Genomic DNA, 22303 nt, shown 5'->3' with positions numbered 1-22303 from the left:
TCCGATGCCTCGTCCGCACCGCCCGGCGCCGCCCGGCGCCGCCCGGCCCGGGCGTCGCGCCCCTCGCCGGACCGTCCGGTCGTCAGACCATCTGGCCGTTCCAGTGGATCTCGCCGTCCGGCCAGTCCTCGAACTCCGCGGTCACCGGGAGGATGTGCCAGCCGTGGTCCTGCCGGATCACCCGGGCCGGGCCGTGCAGCGTGAAGTCGTTGTAGGTCCCGACCGCTCCGGGCAGCGCACGCCAGCCGTGGCGCACGTAGAAGCCCGTCGTGTCCTCGCCGGTCTCGAGCAGGCCGAACGGCACCTGGAGCGCACCGAGCACGCCCCGCACCGCGTCCGCGAGCCGCCCGCCGAGTCCCGAACCCTGCAGGTCGGGCCGCACCGCAACCATGCCGACGGCCGCCACGAGGTGGTCCTCGGCGAAAGGGCCGTCGCCGATCTGCACGAACACGCGCTTCACGCCCGCGTGCGCCGTGACGCCCCGGGCGTCATGCGCGGTGATCCGCACCTCCGGCTGCAGCCCGGCCCAGCTGGCCGAGCCGCGGTAGCCCTCCGCATAGCCGGGAAAGGCGAGGGCGAGGGTGGCCGCGATCTCCTCGTGCTCGCGCAGGCCGAGCGTGCCCTCCCGGCGTACAAGGAAGTCCGTCACTCGCCGAGCTCCTTCGCGTAGCAGATCGACGCGGGCTCACCCGCGTAGGGGCCGAAGTTCGGGATGCGCACGTAGCCTTCGCGCTCGTAGAAGCGGATGGCGTCCGGCTGACGGTCGCCCGTCTCGAGTGTCAGGCGGCGCAGCCCGAGCCGGCGGCCGTGCTCCTCGAGGGTGTTCAGCACGGCGACGGAGACGCCCGTGCCGCGGTGGTCCGGTCGCACGTACATGCGCTTGATCTCCGCCTCATCATTCCCGAGGAGCCGCAGCCCGCCGCAGCCCACGGGCTCGCCGGAGGAGTTCTCCGCCACGACGAACACGGTGATGTCCGCGGCCGACGGGGCGACGCCCGGCTCGGAGTCCGGGGTGCCGTAGCGCTCGGCGATCTCGACGCGCTGGGCGTCGCGCAGGGCCACGGCCGCGGCGTCGTCCCAGTCCCGACGCTCTACCCTCACTCGCCCGTGAGCCTTGTGATCAGCTCCCGGTACCGCGCCGCGGTGAGGTCGACGACCTCCTGCGGCAGCGCGGGCGGCGGGGCGTCCGACGACGGGTCCCAGTTCTCGGCGAGCCAGTTGCGCACGATCTGCTTGTCGAAGCTGTCCCTGCGGTTGCCGGCGTGCCAGGACTCCGCATCCCAGTACCGGGAGGAGTCGCTCGTCAGTACCTCGTCGCCAAGGCGGGTGACCCCGCTCACCGGGTCGATGCCGAACTCGAACTTTGTGTCCGCGAGGATGAGGCCGCGCTCCTCGGCGATCGCGGCGGCGCGGCGGTAGATGTGCAGGGACAGGTCGCGGAGCTCCGCCGCCTCGTCCTCGCCCGTCAGCTCGACGGCGCGCTCGTAGGTGATGTTCTCGTCGTGCTCGCCCTGCGGCGCCTTCCACGCGGGCGTGAAGATCGGCTCGGGGAGGCGGTCGCCGAACTGCAGGCCCTCCGGGAGCGCGACGCCGCACACGCTGCCCGTGCGCTGGTACTCGCTCCACCCCGATCCCGCGAGGTAGCCCCGCACGACGCACTCGATGGGGAGCATCTCGAGCACCTTGCAGAGCATGGAGCGCGACGCGATGGCCTCGGGAACCGGCGTCACCTCGTCGCCGGGCGCGACCAGGTGGTTGGGGACCTCGGCGAGCTCGGCGAACCACCACAGGCTCAGCCGGGTCAGCAGCTCGCCCTTGCCGGGGATGGCCGGTTCGAGCACGTGGTCGAACGCGCTCACGCGGTCCGTCGCCACGATGAGCACGTGTGGCTCGCCCTCGAGCGTCGCGTCGTGGTTCGGGTCGACGACGGGGACGAACAGCTCGCGCACCTTGCCTGTGTAGGCGTGCTCCCAGCCGGGGAGGTCGAGGCCGCTGAACTCGCTCATTCGGCCACCACCCGCGCGGCGATGTCGGTGCGGTACTGGGCGCCCTCGAGCCGGATGCGGCTCACGGCCTCGTACGCCCGCTCGCGCGCCTGGCGGAAGTCGCTGCCGCGGCCGACGACGCTGAGCACCCGGCCGCCCGTCGCGATCGTGCCTCCGTCCGGGGACTCGGACCGGCTCGTCGCCGCGTGCGCGATGCTGACCCCCTCCACGGCGGCGGCGTCGTCGAGCCCGTCGATCCGGCGCCCGGTCTGGGGCGCATCCGGGTAGCCCTCGCTGGCGAGCACGACGGTCACCGCGACGTCGTCGCTGAAGGTGGGGCGGGGAATCCCGCCGAGCGAGCCGGTGGCGGCGGCGAGCAGCAGGCCGGACAGCGGCGTCTCCAGTCGCGGCAGCACGACCTGGGTCTCCGGGTCGCCGAAACGCGCGTTGAACTCGATCACGCGGATGCCCTTCTCGGTGAGGATGAGGCCGCAGTAGAGCAGGCCGATGAACGGCGTCTGCTCGTTGGCGAGCTGGCGCACGGTCGGCTCGGCGATCGTGTCGATCACCTCGTCGACGAAGCCGTCGGGAAGCCAGGGCAGGGGGGAGTACGCACCCATGCCGCCGGTGTTCGGGCCCTCGTCCCCGTCGAGCAGGCGCTTGTAGTCCTGGGCGGGGGAGAGCGGCAGCACCGTGCTGCCGTCGGAGAGGAAGAAGAGCGAGACCTCCTGGCCGGCGAGGAACTCCTCGAGGAGCACCGTGCCCTGCTGCAGGTAGTGGTCGGCGTGCGCGAGCGCGGCCGCGCGGTCCTCGGTCACGAGCACGCCCTTGCCGGCGGCGAGGCCGTCGGCCTTCACGACGTACGGGGCGCCGAACGAGTCGAGAGCGGCCTCGACCTCGGCGCGAGTGCCCGCGCGGGTGGCCCGGCCGGTGGGCACGCCGGCCTCCTCCATGATCCGCTTCGCGAAGGCCTTGCTGCCCTCGAGCGCCGCGGCCTTCTTGCTGGGGCCGAACACGGGGACGCCGCGCGTGCGCAGTCCGTCGGCGACGCCCGCGACGAGCGGGGCCTCCGGGCCGATGACGACGAGGTCCACGTCCTCGGCGAGGGCGTAGTCGGCGACGACCACGGCGTTGTTCGGGTCGAGGTGCACCACCGTGGCGACCTGGGCGATGCCGGCGTTGCCGGGCGCCGCGACTATCTCGTGCGCCGTGTCCTCCCGGGCCAGCGCCGAGACGATGGCGTGCTCGCGGGCACCGGAACCGAGGACGAGGATCTTCACGGCCCCAGACTATCGGCGGCCGGAAGCGGCGCGGTCGGCGCCGGTACATACGGTCGCGGAGCACGTCGAAGCGACGGAGGGTGGGGCGGATCCTTCACCGGGCCCGGGGGCCGAGCCCACCGGAAGCCGCACACGCACCGCTGCGGCAGGATGGAGGCATGGCGAGAGCGAAGATCGCAGCGGATGCCGGGGGAGACGCCGTGCGGAGGGCACTGGCGGACGGCGTGGGCGCCGATCGGGACACCACGGCGCTCGCCGTGCGGTACACGCTGCAGGTGCTCGCCGAGAAGGTGCCCGGCGCCACCGTCGAGGTGCGCGTGCCACCGTTCGGCGCGGTGCAGTGCATCGAGGGACCGGGCCACACCCGTGGCACCCCGCCCAACGTGATCGAGACGGACCCGGCGACCTGGCTCGCGCTCGCGACGGGCGCCACGGGCTGGCAGGACGCGCTTGCGACCGGCAGGCTGGGCGCATCCGGTCAGCGCGCGACCCTCGAGGGGCTGCTTCCGCTGCGCTGGTGACGGCCTGGAGCCGCCCGTCGCGCACCCGGGATTCGGGCGGCGCGCTCAGGCTGGTGGGGGAGAATGACACCGTGACGAACGAGCGCGATGACATGTCCGAGGTCCGCATCCGTCGGTCCCCCCGCTACCTGCGGTTCATGGGCGTCGGTGCTGTGCTCGGCGTGATCGCGGCCCTGATCCTCACGATCGCCTTCCCCGCCGCCGCGGAGTTCAGCTCCGGCCAGGTGTTCGGCTTCCTCGGGCTGTTCCTCGTCGTGATCGGCGGCGCCCTTGGCGCGGTCGTCGCGCTGCTGCTCGACCGCGCGAGCACCCGGCGCGCGAAGCCCGCCGTCGTCGAGCGGATCGACCCCGCAACCGAGATCGGCGAGGGCACCCCCGGCCAGCCGGACGTGGGCGGCCCGCGGGCCTAGCCGCCTGCGGTCACCATCAGAGAAGTCACACGGGACGGCGGAAGATCCACTCCAGGCCGTCCTCCTCGCGTTCCTCCCGTTTCGGTCCCATCCGCCGTGTCAGGCGGGACGGCGGAAGATCCACTCCAGGCCGTCCTCCTCGCGTTCATCCCGTTTCGGTCCCGTCCGCCGTGTCAGGCGGGACGGCGGAAGATCCACTCGAGGCCGTCCTCCTCATCGATCTGCTCGCCCACCCGCTCGAATCCCCGGCGCCGCACCAGGGCGAGCGACGCCGTGTTGTCGGGGCTGATGCTGGCGCGCACGGAGCGCACGTCGTCCCGGGCCGCGCACCACTCGAGCAGCGCATCCAGCAGCTCGCCGGCGAGGCCCCTGCCGCGGAATTCCGGGAGCACGGTGTAGGAGATCTCCACCTCGCCCGCCTCGTCCGGGGGACCGTGGAAGCCGGTGTGGCCGATGACCTCCCCGTTCCGCACCGCGAGCCAGGCTACCCACTGCTCGTCGCCCGGCCGCCGTGCGATCTGATCCAGCCGGATCCGCCACAGCCAGTCCTCGGCGAGCAGGAACGGCGGGAGGGCGGGAAGGCAGGCCGAGCGCGCCGCGGCGTCGAGGTCCCCGTCGAGGACTGCGCGCAGACCGACCTCGCCCAGCGGGCGGAAGCGGACCGTGCTCATGCGGTCACGATATCGGCGCGGAGCAGTATCGCTATGGACAGCGGCACTATCCGATAGTCATACTATCCATGTGCGCATGTCCGAGCTCAGCCGCGTGAGCGGCGTTCCCGTCCCGTCCGTGAAGTACTACCTGCGGGAGGGGCTGCTCCCCGCGGGCCGCCGAGCGGCCGCGAACCAGGCGGACTACGGGGACGAGCATGTCGCGCGGCTGCGGTTGATCCGCGCCCTCCTCGACGTCGGCGGGCTGTCCGTGGCCTCCGCGCGCGAGGTGCTCGCCGCCGTCGACGACGAGGGCCGCCCCCTCGCGTCGGTGTTCGACGTCGCTCAGCGGTCCGTCTCCCGCGCGGACCTCTACTCGGTGCGCACCCCCGGGGTCGCGGAGGAACGCATCGACGCTCTCGTCGCCGAGCGGAACTGGCACGTCTCCCCGGGCAATCCCGGCCGCATCGGGGCCGCGGGCGTGGTGAACGCGTTCCTGCACATCAACCGGCCCGAGCTCGTCGACCTCCTCGACCGGTACGCCGATGCGGCCGAGATCGTGGCGCAGGCCGATCTCGCCGCCGTCGCGGGCCAGGAGGACGTCGCCGGGATGGCCGAGACCGTCGTCGCGGGCACCGTTCTCGGCGACGCCATGTTCGCGGCCCTGCGCCGGATGGCTCAGGAGCACGTCACTAGCCGGCTGTATCCCGTGTCCGCCGATTCCTCCGCCGCCGCGTCCCACCCCGGACCGGACGACCCCGCCCCTCGCACCGCCGCCTCTCGCACCTCGACCCCTCCTACCTGGACCCCCTAGACCCCCACCCCTTCACACCCCTGCAAGGAGCACGCCATGAGCACCGCTTCACCTGCGATCCCGGCGGCCACGGCCGCACAGGCGGCCACGCCGCCCCTTCCCGCACCCGGGCTGACGGCCCTGTCCTCCGGGCGCTGGCACCGACCCCTGCTCTGGCTCGCCGCGGCCATGGCGCTCCTCGCCGTCGTCGCGCTGGTCGCGCGCTTCGTCGACCCGCGCGAGATCACGGGCGTAAACGCCTGGGACAAGCCGCTCAAGTTCGCCCTGTCGACGCTCATCTACGCCGTGACGTGGTCGTGGCTCATCGGGCAGCTCGACCGCGGGCGCCGCATCGCGTCGCTCGCAGGCAGCGGCATGGTCGTGCTGTTCCTCGCCGAGATCGTGATTATCGTCGGTGCGGCGGCCGTGGGCACGACGAGCCACTTCAACGTGTCGACGCCGATCCATGCGGCCATGTGGACGATCATGGCGGTCTCGATCTCGGCGCTCTGGGTGGCGTCCCTCGTCGCCGCGGCGCAGCTCTTCCGCAATCCGCTGGGCGACCGGGCCCGCACGGTGGCGGTCCGGTCGGGCGCGGTGATCGCGCTCGTGGGCCTCGCCCTCGGCTTCCTGATGACCGGGCCCACCGCCGGGCAGCTGGCGGACTACCGCGGCATCGCCGGTGCGCACACCGTGGGTCTCGCGGACGGCGGTCCGGGACTGCCCGTGCTCGGCTGGAGCACCGTCGCCGGCGACCTCCGCATCCCGCACTTCATCGGGATGCACGCGCTGCAGGCCATCCCGCTCGCGCTGATCGCGATCGAACTGCTGTCCCGCCGGATCCCGGCGCTGCGCGACCCGCGGCTGCGCACCGCCCTGGTGTGGATCGGCGCCGGCGCCTACGTGGCGGTGCTCGCCCTGGTGACCGCGCAGGCCCTGGCCGGGCAGTCGATCGTGCGACCGGACGGACCGACGACGGCAGCCGGCATCGGCATCGCGGTGACCGCCGTCGCCGCGGCCTTCGCGGAGGCGCTCGTCATCGGGCGCAGGGCGCGACGCACCGCCGAACGATGAGCGGCGCGAGCGGGATCGCCAGGGAGGGGCGGCTCAGCTGAGCTGGGTCGCCTCGACCCAGGCGAGGTACTCCGGGCTCACCTGCCCGGTGACGTACTCGCCGGTGAAGCAGCTCATCTCCAGCTCCGTCACGGTCGAGCCCTCGGTGATCGCCGAGAACATGTCGTCGACCTCCTGGTAGATGAGGTGGTCCGCACCGAGCTCCGCGGCGATCTCGGGGATCTTGCGACCGGAGGCGATGAGCTCCTCGCGAGACGGCATGTTGATGCCGTAGACGTGCGGGTAGCGGACCGGCGGGGCGGCGGAGGTGAAGGTGACCTCGTTGGCGCCGGCCGCGCGCGCCATCTCCACGATCTCGCGCGACGTCGTGCCGCGCACGATGGAGTCGTCGACGATCAGCACGTTCTTGCCCTTGAACTCGGAGCTCATGGCGTTCAGCTTCTGCCGCACGGACTTCTTGCGCTGCGCCTGCCCCGGCATGATGAACGTGCGGCCGACGTAGCGGTTCTTGTAGAAGCCCTCGCGGTACTCGATGCCGAGCTTCTGGGCGACCTGCATGGCGGCCGGTCGTGAGGAGTCGGGGATCGGCATGACGACGTCGATGTCGCCCGTGGGCGCGTACCGGGCGATGGTGTCGGCGAGGCGGTTGCCCATCCGGAGCCGGGCCTCGTACACCGAGATGCCGTTCATCACGGAGTCGGGACGGGCGAGGTAGACGTACTCGAACGAGCAGGGCACGAGGCGGGGCTCGCGCGCGGTCTGGCGCGACGTCATCGCGCCGTCCATGGCGATGAAGATGGCCTCGCCCGGCGCGACGTCGCGCACGATCTCGAAGCCGAGGCTCTCCATGACGAGGGACTCGGACGCGACGATCCACTCCTCGCGGCCGGTCTGCTCCTCGATTCGGCGGCCGAGCGTGAGCGGGCGGATGCCGTACGGGTCGCGGAACGCGAGCAGGCCGTGGCCGGCGATGAGCGCGATCGAGGCGTAGGACCCCTCGACCCGCTGATGCACGCGGGTCAGCGCGTTGAAGACGTCATCCGCGTCGAGCCCGGGGCCCTTGACCTCCGCCTGCAGCTCGTGGGCGAGGATGTTGAGCAGCAGCTCGGTGTCCGACGAGGTGTTCAGGTGACGGCGGTCGATGTCCGCCAGCTCCTTGGTGAGCTCGCGCGTGTTCGTGAGATTGCCGTTGTGCACGAGGATGATGCCGTGCGGCGCGTTCACGTAGAACGGCTGCGTCTCCTCCTCGTTGGCGGCGGAGCCCTTCGTCACGTAGCGCACGTGCCCGAGGCCCATCGTTCCCGTCAGGGTGCGCATGTCTCGGGTGCGGAACGCCTCGCGCACCTGCCCCCTGGCCTTGACCACGTGGAACCGGCTGCCGTCGGCGGTCGCGATGCCGGCCGAGTCCTGGCCGCGGTGCTGCAGCAGGAGCAGGCTGTCGTAGAGGAGCTGGTTGGCGGGCAGGGGAGAGACAACACCGACAATGCCGCACATGCTTGAGTCGAGCTCCAGGGGTTCGGGGTTGGCCAGCAGACGGGCCGGGAACGCCGCGCGCGCGGCGTCGTCTAGTTTCTCACGCTTACCCGGGAGACGGACACCGGGATCCGCGCTCAGAGCGAACGCTGCCGCGCCGCCCGCCTCGGTATCGTGTACCGGGTGAGCACACCCAGCGCATCATCGTCCTACGCCGCAGCCGGAGTCGACACCGCGGCGGGAGACCTGGCCGTCGAGCTCATGAAGCAGGCGGTCTCCGCCACCCACACCGGCAACGTCCTCGGCGGTTTCGGTGGTTTCGCCGGGCTGTTCGACGTCTCGTTCCTCAAGGACTTCCGCCGCCCGCTGCTCGCCACCTCCACGGACGGCGTCGGCACGAAGGTCGCCATCGCGCAGGCCATCGACAAGCACGACACCATCGGTCAGGACCTCGTCGGCATGGTCGTCGACGACATCATCGTGGTCGGCGCCCGACCGCTCTTCATGACCGACTACATCGCGTGCGGCAAGGTCGTGCCCGGCCGGATCGCGGACATCGTCGCCGGCATCGCCCGCGCGTGCGCCGAGACGGGCACCGCGCTGGTCGGCGGGGAGACCGCCGAGCACCCGGGGCTGCTCGGCCCGGACGACTACGACGTGGCCGGCGCGGCCGTCGGCGCGGTCGAGGCCGATGCGCTGCTCGGTGCCGAGCGCGTGCGTGACGGCGACGTCGTGCTCGCCCTCGAGTCCTCCGGCCTGCACTCCAACGGCTTCTCCCTCGTCCGCCACATCCTGGCGCAGCGGGGCATCGGTTTCCGCGACACCTCCGCGGAGCTCGGCGGCATGGTCGGCGAGGCGCTGCTCGAGCCGACCCGCCTGTACACGGGCCCGCTGCTGCGCCTGCTCGACGACCCGGCGCTCCCGGGCGCGGTCCACTCGCTGAGCCACGTCACGGGCGGCGGCATCGCCGCGAACCTGGCGCGCGTGCTTCCCCGCGGCTCGTGGGTGGAGGTGGATCGGTCGACGTGGTCCCCCGGCAGCGTGTTCCGCGTGCTCGCCGACATGTCCGGCTCGCCGCTCGAGAGCGCCGAGGGCACCTGGAACCTCGGCATCGGCATGTTCGCGGTCGTCGCCGCCGAGTTCGCGGACGCGGCGGCCGCGGCGCTCACCGCGGGCGGCATCCCGGCCTGGACGGTCGGCACCGTGTCGACCGCGGAGCGCGACCTCGAGGGCTTCGAGCAGGGCGCCAAGGGCATCGACGGCGGCGCGGTCCGCCTCGTGGGGGCCTACGCCTCCTGACCCGGGCTCCGGCCACCGAGGAGACTCTCGCGTCCCTTCGACAGGCTCAGGGACAGTGTGGTGCTGCCGTCGTTCGGGCTCGCCCTACGGTCGCTGAACTCGTCGAAGCGACGCTACGGACGTCGGAATCTCGCGTCCCTTCGGCAGGCTCGGGGACCGTGTGGTGCTGCGTGCGCGCGGCGGCTCGCACTTACGGTCGCTGAGCTTGTCGAAGCGACGCTACGAACGTCGGAACTTCACGTCCCTTCGACAGGCTCAGGGGCCGTGTGAAGCGCCATTGCGCAGGGGATGAACCCAGGGGCTAGGCGAGCTTCTGCTCGTCCTCCGGGGTCACGTACTCGGCCCACTTGGCGGCCTCCGGCGGCAGCTCGTCGTGGGAGTGCCCGGTGAGCTCGCGCTCCAGCTCGTTGTAGTTGGTCTCCGGGCTGAAGTACTTCAACTCGCGAGCAACCTTGGTGTGCTTCGCTTTTTGACGGCCGCGCCCCATGCGAGACCCCCTTAGAGATTCAGGCCGAGTTGGCGGACCACCCGGATCAGGCAAACAGAAACGAAAAAACCTAACGGCCAGCTTAGCACGCGGCCACGGAGCCCCTCGGCCCCGTCCACCGCCTCACGCTGCGCCCCCACAGCTTCTCCCGGTGGCCGGTTCCGGCGCAATTCGGCGGCGCGGACGGGCGGGTCATCCGCAGCATTCTCCGAGCCGACGCGTTCCGCGGAGGGCGCGGGAGTGGGGGAGGATTGCGGAGGTCGAAAGCCGAAGATCCGGCACGAGAAGGAGAGGCACCGGACGTGAACCCCGCTCCGCTGTTCACGGCGGCCGCGTGCGCGTACGGCGCGAACGTCGCGCTCGGCTCCGGCGTCGCGCTGGGCGTCGTCGACACGTCGTCCTTCCGCTGGATCCACCACGGCATCTACATCGCGACCTGCGTGCTCGCCGCCGGATCCGTCAGCTCCGTGGCCTGGAGCCGCAGTCGCGCGGGCTGGGCCCTGCTGCCGGCCGCGCTGCCGCTCGCCGCCCTCGCGCGGCTGGGCGCCCGTCGCCGTCGCCGTCACGCGCTGGTGGCCCTCGCGGCCGCCCCGTTCTTCGTCCTCGGACTGATCGCATCGAAAGAGGTAGGGCATGGAGTTCCTTGACGTCGTGCGCTCCCGCAAGACCACGAACGGGCCGTTCCTGCCCGATCCGGTCAGCGAGGAGCACCAGCGCCTGCTGATGGAGGTCGCCGGGCGCGCGCCCTCGCAGCTCAACAGCCAGCCGTGGCGCTTCGTGATCATCGAGGAGCGCGAAACGATCGATGCCGTGGCGCGGATCAGCGGCGAGAGCATGACGCAGGTGATGGCCGAGGGCACGTTCTTCGAGCGCTACAAGCCGTACTTCCGGTTCAGCGCGGCTGAGATGGACGAGAAGCGCAGCGGGATGCTCTTCGACCAGCTGCCCATGCTGCTGCGTCCCTTCACCAAGCAGGTGTTCACCGACAAGGGCCAGGGCGTGATGAACCGGCTGCGGGTGCCGCAGAGGCTGGGCGAGGAGAACCGCAGGCTCGTCGAGGGGTCACCCCTGTTGCTCGCCGTGCTGCTCGACCGCTCCGAGTACCGCCCCGGCCAGCTGTCCGCCTTCTATTCCGTGTTCAGCATGGGCGCCGCCATGGAGAACGTCTGGCTGACGACGGCCGAGCTCGGCATGGGCATCCAGTTCGTGTCGTTCCCCATGGAGGTGCCGGAGAACTGGGTGCGCATCCAGGAGCTGCTGAAGGTGCCCGACGAGCTCGAGCTGATGGCGGTGTACCGGCTCGGCTACCTGCCGAAGGACCAGCGGCGGCCGGCGATCGACTGGTCGAGCCGGCAGCGCAAGCTCCCCTCGCAGTACGTGTTCCGCGGCACCTGCGAAACCCCGCAGACGGGCTGGGACGGTTAGCGCCGACCCGCGCGTCGTGATCATCGGCGCGGGCCAGGCGGGGCTGTCGGTGGCGTACCACCTGAAGCGCGGGGGACTGCGGATGGGCGAGGACGTCGTGATCCTCGACCGCGGACCTGCGGAGGGCGGCGCGTGGCAGCACCGCTGGGAGGCGCTGCGGCTCGGCAGCGCGCACCGCGTGAACGACCTGCCCGGGATGCGCGAGATGGGGCTGAGCTTCGACACCGCCGACCGCGACCGCCCGGCCCGGGACGTCGTGCGCGAGTACTACCGCGAGTACGAGCGGTTCTACGACCTGAGGGTGCTGCGCCCCGTCGTCGTGACGGCCGTGCAGGACGACGGCTCGGGTCTCGTCGTGCGGCACGAGCGCGGGGAGCACCACACGGCCGCGGTCGTGAATGCGACCGACACCTGGGGCGCCCCGTACCTCCCCTACTACCCGGGGGTGCGGCGCTTCGCCGGGATCCAGACGCACACCGCCGGCTACCGGTCCGCCGAGGACTTCCGCGGCCTCCGGGTCCTGGTGGTGGGCGGCGGCACGTCCGCGATCGGCTTCCTGCTCGAGCTCGAGAACGTGGCGGAGCGCACCATCTGGTCGACCCGGCGCCCGGTGGACTACCTGGAGCGCTCCGACCTCGACCTCGAGTCGGCCCTCGCCGCGGTCGCGGCGCAGGACGCGGCGTCCCGCGCGGGCGAGACGCTGCCGAGCATCGTGAGCGGCACGGGTGTGCCCAGGACCGAGCGCATCGCGGCGGGCATCGACCGCGGGCTGCTCGTGAGCCGCGGACCGTTCGCCGAGCTCGAGGAGCACGCTGTCGTCTGGCCGGACGGCTCCCGCGACGCCATCGACGCGATCCTCTGGGCCACGGGGTTCCGGCCGGAGGTGCGGCACCTCGCCCCGCTCGGGCTGCGTGAGCGGGCGGGCGGCATCGCGGTGACGCTGGGCGTCTCCGAGCGGGATCCGCGCCTCTTCTTCGCGGGCTACGGCCCGCAGGCGTCCACCATCGGCGCGAATCGCGCGGGAAAGGTCATCGCCCGGCAGGTCCTCCGCCTCGTCGCCTGAGCGAACGCCGGAGCGGTCGCAGCCCGGGCGGCGGTCACCCGGCGGGCGGCCGCTCCACGCCGTCGTGATGCAGGTGCGATCGCCAGTCCGGGGGCACTCTGCCCCTCGGGCCGGGGGACGGCTGCATGTCCGGCCGGGCCGCGGGCGGGGCGAGGGGAGGGCCGCTCACCGCCTGCCCCGCCTCGTAGTCCCAGAACCAGTCCTCGCCGGGCTCGAACGACCGCGCGACGGGGTGGCCCGCGGAACCGGCGTGGCCGCGGGCGTGTTGGGAGGGCGAGCTGTCGCAGCAGCCGATGTGCCCGCAGAGCGCGCACCGGCGCAGATGCAGCCACCAGCCGCCGCTGTCGAGGCACTCGACGCAGCCCGTTCCCGACGGGGGCGCCCCCGGGTCGATGGCGCCCTGCCCCGTGGTCATGGCCGGTGAACCTGGTGGGTCAGGCGGCGTACCGCTTGGCCGCACGGGCCCTGGCCTTCTCGGCCTCGATGTCGCGGTTCTTGGGGGGCGCCGTGGACACGAGGTCCTCGAGCAGGTGCCGGGTGAGGTGGGCGATCTCCTTGACCGCGCGGTCGAACGCCTCGGCGTTCGCCTTGGAGGGCTTCGTCGTGCCACTGATCTTCCGCACGTACTGGAGCGCCGCGGCGTGGACCTCGTCGTCGGTGGCGGCCGGCTCGAAGTTGTGCAGCGTGTGAATGTTCCGACACATGCGACCAGGGTACGAGCGGTCCCCGCGATTGTCACGGGTCCGCTCAGCCGCGCCCGGACCCCAGCAACCGGTCGGTGGCGGCATCCGGCGCGCCGTCGAAGAAGCGGTCGAGCACGCGCAGGAACGCGGGCTCCGGAGACTCGCTGGCGCGCAGGAACAGGGTCGCCGAGGAGCGCAGCTTCACCGCGTCGATCCCGCCGAACACGGACTCGGCCGAGCGGCCCTCGGGAGCATCGGCGGCGAGCGCGGCGCACAGCAGGAGGCGCGGACCGAGCACCGGGTGGGCGAGGTAGGCGCGGGCCTCGTCCAGGCTGCGGATGGCGTACCGCTCGGCCGTCGCGCTGCGGCCGAGCCCGGCGACCTGCGGGAAGACGAACCACATCCAGTGGCTCGCCTTCCTGCCGCGCCGCAGTTCCTCGACCGCGCGGTCGAACACGCCGCCGTCCTGGGCGCGGACGAATCGGTCGAGGTCGAAAGGATCGGCGGCGGTCACGGGGCGAGGCTACGCGGGCGGCGATCGCCTTTCGCGATCCGGTCTGCGACCTCGCCCCGCGCCTGGGCGCCCGGCCTCAGGAGCCGGCGCGCTGGGCGACCTCGTCGGTGCCCGAGGATCGCGCCTCCGTGGCCCCGCCCGCCGCAGGCGTCGACGCCCCGGCGCCGTCGCCGGATGAGGCACGCTGGGACACCTCGTCCGTGCCCGACGAGCGCGCCTCGTTCACCTCCTCCGAGCTGGCGGTGCCGCCACCACCCGAGGACGCGGCCCCGCTGCCCGAGATGTTGACCATCCAGCTCACGCCGAACGGGTCGACGAGCATCCCGAAGCTGTCTCCCCAGGGCGCCTGCTCGAGCGGCATGGTGACCGAGCCCCCCTGGGCCAGGCCGTCCCAGTAGCCGCGCAGCTCCTCCTCGTCCTCGCCGCTCAGCGAGATCGTGATGGAGCCGCCGGGGGTGTAGTCCATGCTGTTCGGGGTGTCGGCGCCCATGAGCGTGTAGCCCTTGGCGGTCTCGAGCTGACCGTGCATGATCTTGTCCTGCTCCGTGGGGTCCTCGCTCGCGTTCATCTCGCCGAACGTGCTCAGGGTGAGCTCGCCGCCGAAGACGGACTGGTAGAACTCCATCGCCTGCCGTGCGTTGTCGCGGAAGCCGAGGTAGGGGTTGAGTCGAGTGGGCATGGTGCAACCTCCTTGTTGTCCGTGCATGGGTGATGCGGTACGGCAACGATTATGGAGCCGACCGCCGCCCCGGCACGAGGGGGAATCCGCCCCGGTTCAGGCGTCGGTGTCCTGGTCGGTGATGGCGCCGGTCGGTTCGGCGTCGTGCACGACGTGGGCGGTGCCGAGCTCGGCCGCGAGCGCGGCCCCGGCCTCGATCGCCTCGTCGCGGCTCGAGAAGCTCGAGGACCGCTCCGGCTCCCCGACCACCCGGTTGACCCACTGACCCCGCTTGTCGAACGTCTCGACGTCACCATCGGCCATGCCCGCACCCCTGTCTGCTCCGCGACGCGGCCGATCCGCGGCGCCGATGCCAGTCAAGTCACCGACCGGGGCCGCGCCTACCCCTGACGCGGTGACTTCACGGCGGGTGAGCGGCGGGGCCGCGGGGCACGGGCAGGGACGCGGGTCAGCGGCGGGGACGGCCCGAGCGCTTGCCCTTGGCCGGGCCCGGCACCTTCTGCGCGACGGGCTGACCGCCCTGCACCCCGCCGGCCGGCTCGAGAGCCTTGCGCGGGACGGGGCGCCGGGGCTCCCCGCGGCGCTCCTGGCCGGGGATGGGGCGGGAGCGCCGGCCGTACAGCAGCTCGGACGAGTCGAGCAGCCACGGCACGAGCGAGATCGTCACGCCGTGCACGAGCATCAGCTTCTGGCGGATGCGCCTGGCCTTGTGATTGTGCAGCAGGTTCTCCCACCAGTGCCCCACGATGTAGATCGGCGTGTAGACGGTGACGACCTCGGGCCCGTGCTCCTGCCGGTGCCCCTTGATGTAGCGGATGAGCGGGTAGCTGATGTCGCGGTAGGGCGACTCGACGACGCGCAGCGGGATCTGAATGTTCTGCTGCTTCCACTCCTCGAGCAGCTTCGCGGTCGCGCCGTCGTCGATGGACACGTGCACGGCCTCGAGGCTCTGGTGCCGGGCCGCGATGGCGTAGTCGAGCGCCTTCAGGGTCGGCTTCTGCATGCGCCCCACGAGCACGATCGCGTGGTCGCCGGCGGAGCCGAACGTGGTGACCGGGTCGACCTCGATCTCCTTCTCCACGTCGCGGTAGTAGCGGTTCACGCCGAGCATCAGCAGGAAGAGCACGGGCATGATCGCGAACACGAGCCATGCGCCATGGGTGAACTTCGTGATGGTGACGACGACGAGCACGCTCGCGGTGAGCAGGGCGCCGAACGCGTTGATCGCGAGCCCCCGCATCACCTCGGGCCGGTTCGAGCAGCCGTTCTTGAGCATCCGCAGCCAGTGCCGCACCATGCCGGTCTGCCCGAGGGTGAAGGACACGAACACGCCGATGATGTAGAGCTGGATGAGGTCGGTGAGGCTCGCCTGGTAGACGATCAGGATGACGATCGCGGCGAGCGCGAGCAGCAGCATGCCGTTCGAGTAGACGAGGCGGTCGCCGCGGGTCGACAGCGACTTGGGCGCGTAGGAGTCCTTTGCGAGCACGGAGCCGAGCAGCGGGAAACCGTTGAACGCGGTGTTGGCGGCGAGCAGCAGCACGGCCGCGGTGGTGGCCTGGATGACGTAGAAGAGGAACGAACCCTGGCCGAAGGTCGCCGCGGCGACCTGCGCCATGAGGCTCTGCTGCGGATCGGTGGCGCAGGCCTCCCAGCCGATCAGGTCGCACGGCTCCTCGGCGTAGTGCACCCGTGCGACGAGGGCCAGCGTCACGAGGCCCACGAACAGCACGATGGCCGTGCCGCCCATGATCACGAGCGTGGTCTGGGCGTTGCGGATCTTCGGCGTGCGGAAAGCGGGCACGCCGTTGGAGATCGCCTCGACCCCGGTGAGGGCACTGCAGCCACTCGAGAACGCGCGCAGCAGCAGGAGGATGAACGCGGCCTGCGTGATGTGCTCGTGCGGCTCGACGGTGTACGCCGCCGACTCCGCGACCGGCGCGTCCCCGAGCACGGTGCGCACGAGGCCCGTGACGATCATCACGAACACACTGCCGATGAAGAGGTAGGTGGGGAAGGCGAAGGCCTTGCTCGACTCGCTCACGCCGCGCAGGTTGACCGCGGCGAGCAGGATGACGAAGAACACCGCGAGCTCCACCCGCAGGCCGGCGAGCTCGGGCACCGCGGAGATGATGTTGTCCACGCCGCTCGCGACGGACACGGCGACCGTGAGGATGTAGTCGACGAGGAGGGCGGACGCCACGACCAGGCCGGCCTTCTCGCCGAGGTTGCGGTGCGCGACCTCGTAGTCGCCGCCACCGCTCGGGTACGCCTTGATGAGCTGCCGGTAGCTGGCCACGACCACCACGAGGAGGAGGACGACCGCGGCGGCGACCCACGGCGCGAAGCTCAGGAAGGCGAGGCCGCCGAGCGTCAGGATGAGGAGCAGCTCCTGCGGAGCGTAGGCCACCGAGGAGAGCGGGTCGCTCGCGAAGATGGGGAGGGCGAGATGCTTGGGGAGGAGCTGACCTTCGAGCTTGTCGCTCGGCAGCTTCTCGCCGATGAGGAAGCGCTTGGCTGAACGCGTTTCCTCGGGGGAGGTGTCCGAAATCACGAGGGATGACACTACTCCGATGGCTGGGTAGCACAAGACCGATTTCTGCGACGGGGCAATGCGCGGTGGAGGGGTGGCTGTGCGGGGGAGGCCCGGCCCGGCGACGATCGCCACGGGGACGGTTCGTAGAATGGCCTCCGGGCGCGGGCGTGCCGGCCCCGGGGAACGGAGCGGAGCCGTGAAGAAGATCGTCGTGCTTGCCGGGGACGGCGAGTACGAGTCCCACCGGACGATGCGATCGTTCGCCGACCGCGTGAGCGAGCAGCACGACGTCGTCGTCGACTTCCGCGTCGCGGACCCGATAGAGGACATGCCCGACTTCCCGCCGTCGAGCTTCGGCGGCCTCGGGACCCTGGAGGACGCGGACCTCGTCCTCCTCTACACGCGCTTCCGGGTGCTGCCGGACGAGGAGCTCGCCGCCATCGCGCGGTTCCTCGACCGCGGCGGCGACCTGCTCGCCCTGCGCACGGCCAATCACGCGTTCCTGCCGGCGCCGGGAGCCGCGATGGCGGACTGGGCCGCGCGGTTCGCGGACGATGTGCTCGGCTCCGCCTGGACCCGCCATCACGGCCACTCCTCCTCCACCGAGGTGTCCGTGGTGGCGGACCACTGGATCACCGGCGGCCTGCCGGCACGCTTCGCCGTGCGCTCCTGGCTCTACGAGACGCATCCGCCCGCCGACGCGGTGGTGCTGCTGCACGGGGATCCCGTGCGGCCGGAGGACAGGCCGGTGCCGTCGCCGGTGGCCTGGGTCCGTGAGCGGGGGGATCAGCGCATCTTCTACTGCTCCCTCGGCCATCAGGAGGACATGGAGCAGGACGAAGTGCGCACCGTGCTGGACAACGCCGTCGCCTGGTGCCTGCACCTCGAGCTCGTGCCGGACCGGGCCTCCTGAGCGCCGCGGGCGGCATCGGCCGCAGCCTCGTGTCCTTCACCCCGTCGGGCAGGCGCTGGCCCATCGGCCTGCAGGCCGGCCTGGCCATCTCGATCCCCGTCGCCGTCGGGGCGCTCGCCGGGAACACCGGTCTCGGCCTCCAGGCCTCCATGGGCGCGTTCACGGCGCTCTACGGCACCCGGCTCGCGCCCCTCGACCGCGTGCGCCTGCTGCCGCTCGTCGCGCTCGGATTCGTCGCGTCGGTCGCCTGCGGCGTGCTGTTCTCGGTGACCGCCGTCACCTCGGTCCTCGGTCTGATCCTCGTCGGCTCGGCCGCCGTCGTGCTCTGCCAGGGCTTCCGGGTCGGTCCGCCCGGTCCCCTGATGTTCGTGCTCAGCTACGGCGCCGCGACCCTCGTCGCCGCCCCGCGGGAGCACGGCGGGGCCGGCCTCGACGGCGGACGGCTCGTCCTGCTCGTCGCCGCGGGCTGCGCGCTCGCCTACGCCCTCGTCGCGGTGGCCCTGTTGGTCCCCTCCGTCGCCAGGAGGCGGGGCGAGGCGACCCCCGCGAGGCGGGTGCTCGCCGGCTTCACGCTGGCCGGGGAGGCACGCATCGTGACCGTCCGGCTTCTGGTCGCCGTGGCCGCGACCGGGCTCGTGAGCCTCCCGCTCGGCACGCACCGCGGCTACTGGATCACCTCGGCCGCGGTCGCGATCCTCGGCGCCGGGGCGGGCAGGCGCATCACCGCGACGCGTGCGGTGCACCGCGTGCTCGGCACGCTCGTCGGCTCCGCGCTCGTGCTCGTGGTCGCCCTGATCTCCCCGGCGGGCCTCGTGCTCGCCCTGCTGCTCGGGCTCCTCCAGTTCGGCGTCGAGCTGCTCGTGACCCGGCACTACGCGCTCGCCCTCGTGCTGATCACCCCGCTCGCCATCACCGTCGGCACCGCGGCGGCCGGGGTCAGCCCGGACACCGTGCTGGGCGAGCGCATCGTCGACACGCTTCTCGGCACCGCGATCGCCGTGCTCGCGCTCGTCGCGCTGCCGGGGCGGCGAACCGCCACGCCCGCCGCCTAGCTCCGCCCCTGGCTCCTCCGCCCCCGGGACCTCATCCGCCCCTGGAACCCCCCTCCGCCCTGGAACTGCCTCCGCCCCTGCCCAGGCAGCGGCGCCGTGCCCAGGTTGACGCTGGGCAGGATGCCTCTGCCTGGGCAGGAGGGAAAGAGGTCGCGGAGTCCGGGCTTCCGGAGAGCTACCCCAGGCGCTCGAGCAGCTCCGCGCGCACGCGGGCCAGCTGAGCCCGCAGCTCGGGCACGACGTCGTCCGGGAGTCCCGAGCGGGTCGAGTGCACGCGGAGGTCGGTGCGCACCTGCTGGCGGAAGTCGGTGAGGATCATCTCGGCCTCACGCAGGGCGGACGCGGTCGCCACCCGGTGCGGGTCGGGCGGCTCGGGCGAGGCACCCGGAGGCCGTGGCTCGCCCCTCGCCTCCCGCGCGGCGGAGGCGAGGTCGGCGCGCAGGCTGCGCATGGCCACGGACACCCCGCTGCGTACCTCGTCGGCGAGGCGCCGCACCGAGTCCGTCATGTCGACCTCGATCGAGTCGAGCTCGTCCTGCCGCGCCGCGAGCTCCGCCCGCCCCGCCTCGGTGATGGAGTAGGTGGTCTTGCGGCCGTCGCTCTGCTTCGAGACGAGCCCCTCGTCCTCGAGCTTCGCCAGCCGGGGATACACGGTTCCCGCGCTCGGCGTGTACGTGCCGCCGAAGCGGTCGCTGAGCGACTGGATGAGCTCGTAGCCGTGCTTCGGTGACTCCGCGAGCAGGCTCAGCAGGTAGAGGCGCAGGTGACCGTGGGCGAAGACCGGCGGGGTCATGCCGGCGCCCCGGACCCGCCCGCGGGGGAGTCCGCGCCGGCCAGCTCGGACGTGCGCACGACCGCGATGTCGCCGGACACCGAGTTGGCGCGGATCTCGACGGCCGGCGCGCCCTCCGGGCCGGAGGTCGAGCTGTGCCCTCGGCCCCGCACCCCGCGCGTCTGCACGCCGTCCAGCTGCAGGGTGCCGCTCACGGTGTTGCCGGTGAAGTACGTGCGGAAGGCCCGGGGCAGCCGGACCGTGAGGTTCCCGCTGACCGTGCTGTTGTCGACGGACAGGGGGGTGCCGGACAGATCCAGGGCGACGGACCCGCTCACCCCGTTGGCGTGGAACCGGTCGATGGCGCCGCTCGCCGTCACGTCGCCCGACACCGTGTTCGCCTCGATCTCGCCGCGGTGGTTGCGCACGGAGAACTCGCCGCTCACGGAGTTGAGGTCGATGTCGCCCTCGACCTGGTCGACGACGACGCTTCCGCTCACGGTGTTGAGCTTCGCGTCGCTGCGGATGCCCGAGACGAGCGCCTCGGCGGTGACGACGCCGAGCTTCAGCTGGACGGACCGCGGGAGGAGGATGCTCACGTCCGCGCGGGCGTGGTCCCGGAACGACGCGAAGACCGAGATGAAGTTGTCCCACCGCAGCTGGGGGTGGTCGATCTCGAGGACGTCGCCGTCGAGGGACACCTTCAGCTCCTTGCCCGAGACGCTGTGCACCTCGACGCGCGTGACCGGCTCGTCGTGCCCGATCACGTCGACCTGACCTCCGATGAGAGAGACCTTGAGAGTGCGGATGACGCCGACGTCGATGACGCGTGGCTCCGACACGAACCATTGCTCCTGCATGACGCTCCTTCGCGATGTATCTCGATTCCAACACGATATATCGCGTCTGCGAGTGAACGCAACGGGTTCGTCGCCGCTCTGCGAAAATCTTCTCTTTACAGCCCTTGACCTTGACGCAGCGTCAACTTTTAGCGTGGAAGGTGCGACAACGACCGAGGCAGTGCTCGGCGGTGGAGGAAGGGAGGCGTCATGGAGTGGTCGATCCAGGAGGTCGCGCGGGCGTCGGGAACCACCTCGCGCACCCTGCGGCACTACGACGACATCGGCCTGCTCACGCCTGCGCGGGTGGGGGCGAACGGATACCGCTTCTACGACCCGGGCACGCTCGCCCGCCTGCAGCGCATCCTGCTCCTGCGGGGGCTGGGGCTCGGGCTCGCCGACATCCGCCGCGTGCTGGACGGCCAGGCCGACGACGTCAGCGCGCTGACCGGCCACCTGGCCGAGCTCCGCCGGGAGAAGGACCGCATCGATCGGCAGATCCGGTCGATCGAGACGACGATCCGCAAATGGAAGGGAGGTGAACAACTGATGGCAGACGAGATGTTCGACGGATTCGACCACACACAGTATCGCGAGGAGGTCGAGGAGCGCTGGGGTCGCGACGCCTACGCCCACGGCGACCGCTGGTGGCGCTCGATGAGCGAGGCCGAGAGGCGCGAGTTCCAGGAGCGGCACCTGCGCATCGCGAGCGACTACGGCGACGCGAGCGCGGCTGGCCTCGACCCCGCGTCCGACGAGGTGCAGTCGATCGCGCGCCGGCACTACGAGTGGCTGAAGGCGCCCGTGGGCGACGTGTCCCGCGAGTACTTCGAGGGACTCGGGCAGATGTACGTGGACGACCCCCGCTTCGCGGCCAACTACACGCGCGACGGCATCGTGTACGCGGAGTACGTGCGCGACGCGATGCGCGCGTTCGCGGAGCGCACCCTGTAGCGGGGTGCCCGGGGCTCACGCCCGCCCGGCGCCGGGGGAGGTACCCTCCCGGCGCTAGCCGGCCGGGGTGTCCAGGGCGGGCTTCGACGGGCGCGGTCGCCCGCTCCGGCCCGCGGACCCATCCTTCTGCCGAGTCGGGATGGCGAAGAGGGGCATCGTGATGTTGATCAGCGGTCCGATGAACAGCGCGAACGCGACGGTACCGAGGCCGACGTTGCCGCCGAGGAGCCAGCCGATGGCCAGCACGACGATCTCGATGCTCGTGCGCACGATCCAGATGCGCCAGCCCGTGCGCTGGTGGAGTCCCGTCATGAGGCCGTCGCGCGGTCCCGGGCCGAAGTTCGCGCCGATGTACAGCCCGCTCGCGACGGCGAGCAGCACGAGTCCGCCGGCGAAGAGGAGGATGCGTGCCCACAGCTCATCCGGCTGACTGATGAAGAGGAAGCCGACCTCGGCCGACGGGCCGACGAGCAGCACGTTCAGCACGGTGCCAACACCCGGTCGCTGGCGCAGCGGGATCCAGAGCAGCAGCACCAGGAGCCCGATGAGGTTCGTGGCGAGGCCGAACGGGATGCCCGTCCGCAGCGAGACGCCCTGGCTGAGCACGTCCCAGGGGGAGACGCCGACGCCGGCCCGGATCATCATGCTGAGGGAGATGCCGTAGAGGAACAGCCCGACGAGGAGCTGAGGGATGCGTCGCGTCACCGACTCATTTGACCACGCGCGGCGGCCGCCGGTCCTGCCCCGCCACCACGAGTTCCTGCCGTTCTTCTGCCCGGGCGCCGCATCCAGAACCGGCCCCGGGCGCCCAGCGCTCACCGGGATTTCCCCACGTGCGGTGCGATACTGGCCCCGCACTCGCGAGGTGCACGTCCGACGCTCGTCGCGATCCGCGGCGCAC

General features: G+C 71.8%; 26 protein-coding genes and 1 pseudogene. 11 read left to right on the top strand and 16 right to left on the bottom strand.

The annotated features are described in order from the left end of the window. Nucleotides 1–82: 82 nt before the first annotated feature. The 4 genes from DAI20_RS02635 to purD are packed head-to-tail and all read right to left on the bottom strand — an operon-like array spanning nucleotide 83 to nucleotide 3265. On the bottom strand, nucleotides 83–649 hold the full coding sequence (locus DAI20_RS02635) for a GNAT family protein (protein WP_240605830.1): 567 nt from the start codon (nucleotides 647–649) through the stop codon (nucleotides 83–85). Then, on the bottom strand, nucleotides 646–1101 hold the full coding sequence (locus DAI20_RS02630; RefSeq protein ID WP_108249008.1) for a GNAT family N-acetyltransferase: 456 nt from the start codon (nucleotides 1099–1101) through the stop codon (nucleotides 646–648). Before DAI20_RS02630 ends, DAI20_RS02635 begins: the two co-directional genes overlap by 4 nt. Beyond that, nucleotides 1098–2006: a phosphoribosylaminoimidazolesuccinocarboxamide synthase gene (locus tag DAI20_RS02625; protein WP_108249007.1), complete on the bottom strand. Its 909-nt coding sequence runs from the start codon at nucleotides 2004–2006 to the stop codon at nucleotides 1098–1100. The genes DAI20_RS02630 and DAI20_RS02625 overlap by 4 nt, the downstream gene beginning before the upstream one ends. After that, nucleotides 2003–3265, bottom strand: coding sequence for a phosphoribosylamine--glycine ligase (gene purD, locus DAI20_RS02620; RefSeq protein WP_108249006.1), 1263 nt, complete (start codon nucleotides 3263–3265; stop codon nucleotides 2003–2005). The genes DAI20_RS02625 and purD overlap by 4 nt, the downstream gene beginning before the upstream one ends. A gap of 158 nt (nucleotides 3266–3423) precedes the next feature. On the opposite strand from purD, the gene DAI20_RS02615 reads away from it, so the two are divergent. Next, the gene (locus tag DAI20_RS02615) at nucleotides 3424–3786 is read left to right on the top strand and encodes a sterol carrier family protein (RefSeq protein WP_108249005.1); all 363 of its coding nucleotides are present in this window, start codon (nucleotides 3424–3426) and stop codon (nucleotides 3784–3786) included. 71 nt (nucleotides 3787–3857) lie between these two features. After that, on the top strand, nucleotides 3858–4196 hold the full coding sequence (locus tag DAI20_RS02610; RefSeq protein WP_240605829.1) for a hypothetical protein: 339 nt from the start codon (nucleotides 3858–3860) through the stop codon (nucleotides 4194–4196). A gap of 173 nt (nucleotides 4197–4369) precedes the next feature. On the opposite strand, the gene DAI20_RS02605 is transcribed toward DAI20_RS02610, so the two are convergent. Further along, the gene (locus tag DAI20_RS02605) at nucleotides 4370–4867 is read right to left on the bottom strand and encodes a GNAT family N-acetyltransferase (protein ID WP_108249004.1); all 498 of its coding nucleotides are present in this window, start codon (nucleotides 4865–4867) and stop codon (nucleotides 4370–4372) included. Nucleotides 4868–4943: 76 nt separating this feature from the next. On the opposite strand from DAI20_RS02605, the gene DAI20_RS02600 reads away from it, so the two are divergent. After that, entirely contained in the window at nucleotides 4944–5660 is a 717-nt protein-coding gene (locus DAI20_RS02600) for a MerR family transcriptional regulator (protein WP_240605828.1), read from the top strand. Nucleotides 5661–5696: 36 nt separating this feature from the next. Further along, nucleotides 5697–6713, top strand: coding sequence for a hypothetical protein (locus tag DAI20_RS02595; protein ID WP_240605827.1), 1017 nt, complete (start codon nucleotides 5697–5699; stop codon nucleotides 6711–6713). A gap of 33 nt (nucleotides 6714–6746) precedes the next feature. On the opposite strand, the gene purF is transcribed toward DAI20_RS02595, so the two are convergent. Beyond that, the gene (purF, locus tag DAI20_RS02590) at nucleotides 6747–8207 is read right to left on the bottom strand and encodes an amidophosphoribosyltransferase (protein WP_108249002.1); all 1461 of its coding nucleotides are present in this window, start codon (nucleotides 8205–8207) and stop codon (nucleotides 6747–6749) included. A gap of 162 nt (nucleotides 8208–8369) precedes the next feature. Here purF and purM point away from each other — a divergent pair, with 162 nt between their 5' ends. Further along, on the top strand, nucleotides 8370–9485 hold the full coding sequence (gene purM / locus DAI20_RS02585; protein WP_108249689.1) for a phosphoribosylformylglycinamidine cyclo-ligase: 1116 nt from the start codon (nucleotides 8370–8372) through the stop codon (nucleotides 9483–9485). 301 nt (nucleotides 9486–9786) lie between these two features. Here the strand turns inward: purM and DAI20_RS02580 are convergent, their stop codons facing one another. Next, nucleotides 9787–9972 carry a DUF3073 domain-containing protein gene (locus DAI20_RS02580; protein WP_108249001.1) on the bottom strand — a complete coding sequence of 62 codons (186 nt, stop codon included), beginning with the start codon at nucleotides 9970–9972 and terminating at the stop codon, nucleotides 9787–9789. A 302-nt stretch (nucleotides 9973–10274) separates the two neighbouring features. Here DAI20_RS02580 and DAI20_RS02575 point away from each other — a divergent pair, with 302 nt between their 5' ends. The 3 genes from DAI20_RS02575 to DAI20_RS02565 are packed head-to-tail and all read left to right on the top strand — an operon-like array spanning nucleotide 10275 to nucleotide 12460. Beyond that, nucleotides 10275–10619, top strand: a complete 345-nt coding sequence (locus DAI20_RS02575) for a hypothetical protein (RefSeq protein WP_108249000.1) — start codon at nucleotides 10275–10277, stop codon at nucleotides 10617–10619. Beyond that, entirely contained in the window at nucleotides 10606–11397 is a 792-nt protein-coding gene (locus DAI20_RS02570; protein ID WP_108248999.1) for a nitroreductase family protein, read from the top strand. Before DAI20_RS02575 ends, DAI20_RS02570 begins: the two co-directional genes overlap by 14 nt. 16 nt (nucleotides 11398–11413) lie before the next feature. Then, a complete protein-coding gene (locus DAI20_RS02565; protein ID WP_108248998.1) occupies nucleotides 11414–12460 on the top strand; it encodes an NAD(P)-binding domain-containing protein in 1047 nt (348 codons plus the stop codon). A 34-nt stretch (nucleotides 12461–12494) separates the two neighbouring features. Here DAI20_RS02565 and DAI20_RS02560 read toward each other — a convergent pair whose 3' ends face one another. The 6 genes and pseudogenes from DAI20_RS02560 to DAI20_RS02535 form a co-directional block, all read right to left on the bottom strand. Then, nucleotides 12495–12875: a UBP-type zinc finger domain-containing protein gene (locus tag DAI20_RS02560; protein WP_108248997.1), complete on the bottom strand. Its 381-nt coding sequence runs from the start codon at nucleotides 12873–12875 to the stop codon at nucleotides 12495–12497. 19 nt (nucleotides 12876–12894) lie between these two features. Then, nucleotides 12895–13164, bottom strand: a complete 270-nt coding sequence (locus DAI20_RS02555; RefSeq protein ID WP_108248996.1) for a DUF2277 domain-containing protein — start codon at nucleotides 13162–13164, stop codon at nucleotides 12895–12897. A 43-nt stretch (nucleotides 13165–13207) separates the two neighbouring features. Beyond that, entirely contained in the window at nucleotides 13208–13657 is a 450-nt protein-coding gene (locus tag DAI20_RS02550; protein ID WP_108248995.1) for a DUF1810 domain-containing protein, read from the bottom strand. Between the two features lie 262 nt (nucleotides 13658–13919). Further along, nucleotides 13920–14336: pseudogene (locus tag DAI20_RS02545) on the bottom strand (VOC family protein); the annotation flags it as partial. Nucleotides 14337–14432: 96 nt separating this feature from the next. Then, a complete protein-coding gene (locus DAI20_RS02540) occupies nucleotides 14433–14639 on the bottom strand; it encodes a DUF2188 domain-containing protein (protein ID WP_108248993.1) in 207 nt (68 codons plus the stop codon). A 145-nt stretch (nucleotides 14640–14784) separates the two neighbouring features. Further along, nucleotides 14785–16887: an APC family permease gene (locus tag DAI20_RS02535; protein WP_438501978.1), complete on the bottom strand. Its 2103-nt coding sequence runs from the start codon at nucleotides 16885–16887 to the stop codon at nucleotides 14785–14787. 181 nt (nucleotides 16888–17068) lie between these two features. Between DAI20_RS02535 and DAI20_RS02530 the strand changes: the two genes are divergently transcribed. Together DAI20_RS02530 and DAI20_RS02525 are read left to right on the top strand one after the other, a co-directional pair. Next, entirely contained in the window at nucleotides 17069–17785 is a 717-nt protein-coding gene (locus tag DAI20_RS02530) for a ThuA domain-containing protein (RefSeq protein ID WP_159084883.1), read from the top strand. After that, entirely contained in the window at nucleotides 17746–18837 is a 1092-nt protein-coding gene (locus DAI20_RS02525) for an FUSC family protein (RefSeq protein ID WP_108248991.1), read from the top strand. Before DAI20_RS02530 ends, DAI20_RS02525 begins: the two co-directional genes overlap by 40 nt. Before the next feature lie 175 nt (nucleotides 18838–19012). On the opposite strand, the gene DAI20_RS02520 is transcribed toward DAI20_RS02525, so the two are convergent. After that, entirely contained in the window at nucleotides 19013–19630 is a 618-nt protein-coding gene (locus DAI20_RS02520; protein WP_108248990.1) for a PadR family transcriptional regulator, read from the bottom strand. Beyond that, nucleotides 19627–20469 carry a DUF4097 family beta strand repeat-containing protein gene (locus DAI20_RS02515; protein WP_108248989.1) on the bottom strand — a complete coding sequence of 281 codons (843 nt, stop codon included), beginning with the start codon at nucleotides 20467–20469 and terminating at the stop codon, nucleotides 19627–19629. Before DAI20_RS02515 ends, DAI20_RS02520 begins: the two co-directional genes overlap by 4 nt. Nucleotides 20470–20658: 189 nt before the next feature. On the opposite strand from DAI20_RS02515, the gene DAI20_RS02510 reads away from it, so the two are divergent. Next, nucleotides 20659–21402: a MerR family transcriptional regulator gene (locus tag DAI20_RS02510; protein WP_108248988.1), complete on the top strand. Its 744-nt coding sequence runs from the start codon at nucleotides 20659–20661 to the stop codon at nucleotides 21400–21402. 54 nt (nucleotides 21403–21456) lie between these two features. Here the strand turns inward: DAI20_RS02510 and yczE are convergent, their stop codons facing one another. Continuing rightward, the gene (gene yczE / locus DAI20_RS02505; protein WP_205781325.1) at nucleotides 21457–22107 is read right to left on the bottom strand and encodes a membrane protein YczE; all 651 of its coding nucleotides are present in this window, start codon (nucleotides 22105–22107) and stop codon (nucleotides 21457–21459) included. Between the last annotated feature and the right edge of the window lie 196 nt (nucleotides 22108–22303).

The sequence above is a fragment of the Planctomonas deserti genome (assembly GCF_003067705.1).
Lineage (GTDB): Bacteria > Actinomycetota > Actinomycetes > Actinomycetales > Microbacteriaceae > Planctomonas > Planctomonas deserti.
Note: the sequence above shows the minus strand (reverse complement) of the source record. Positions and strands in the feature narration are given on the sequence as shown.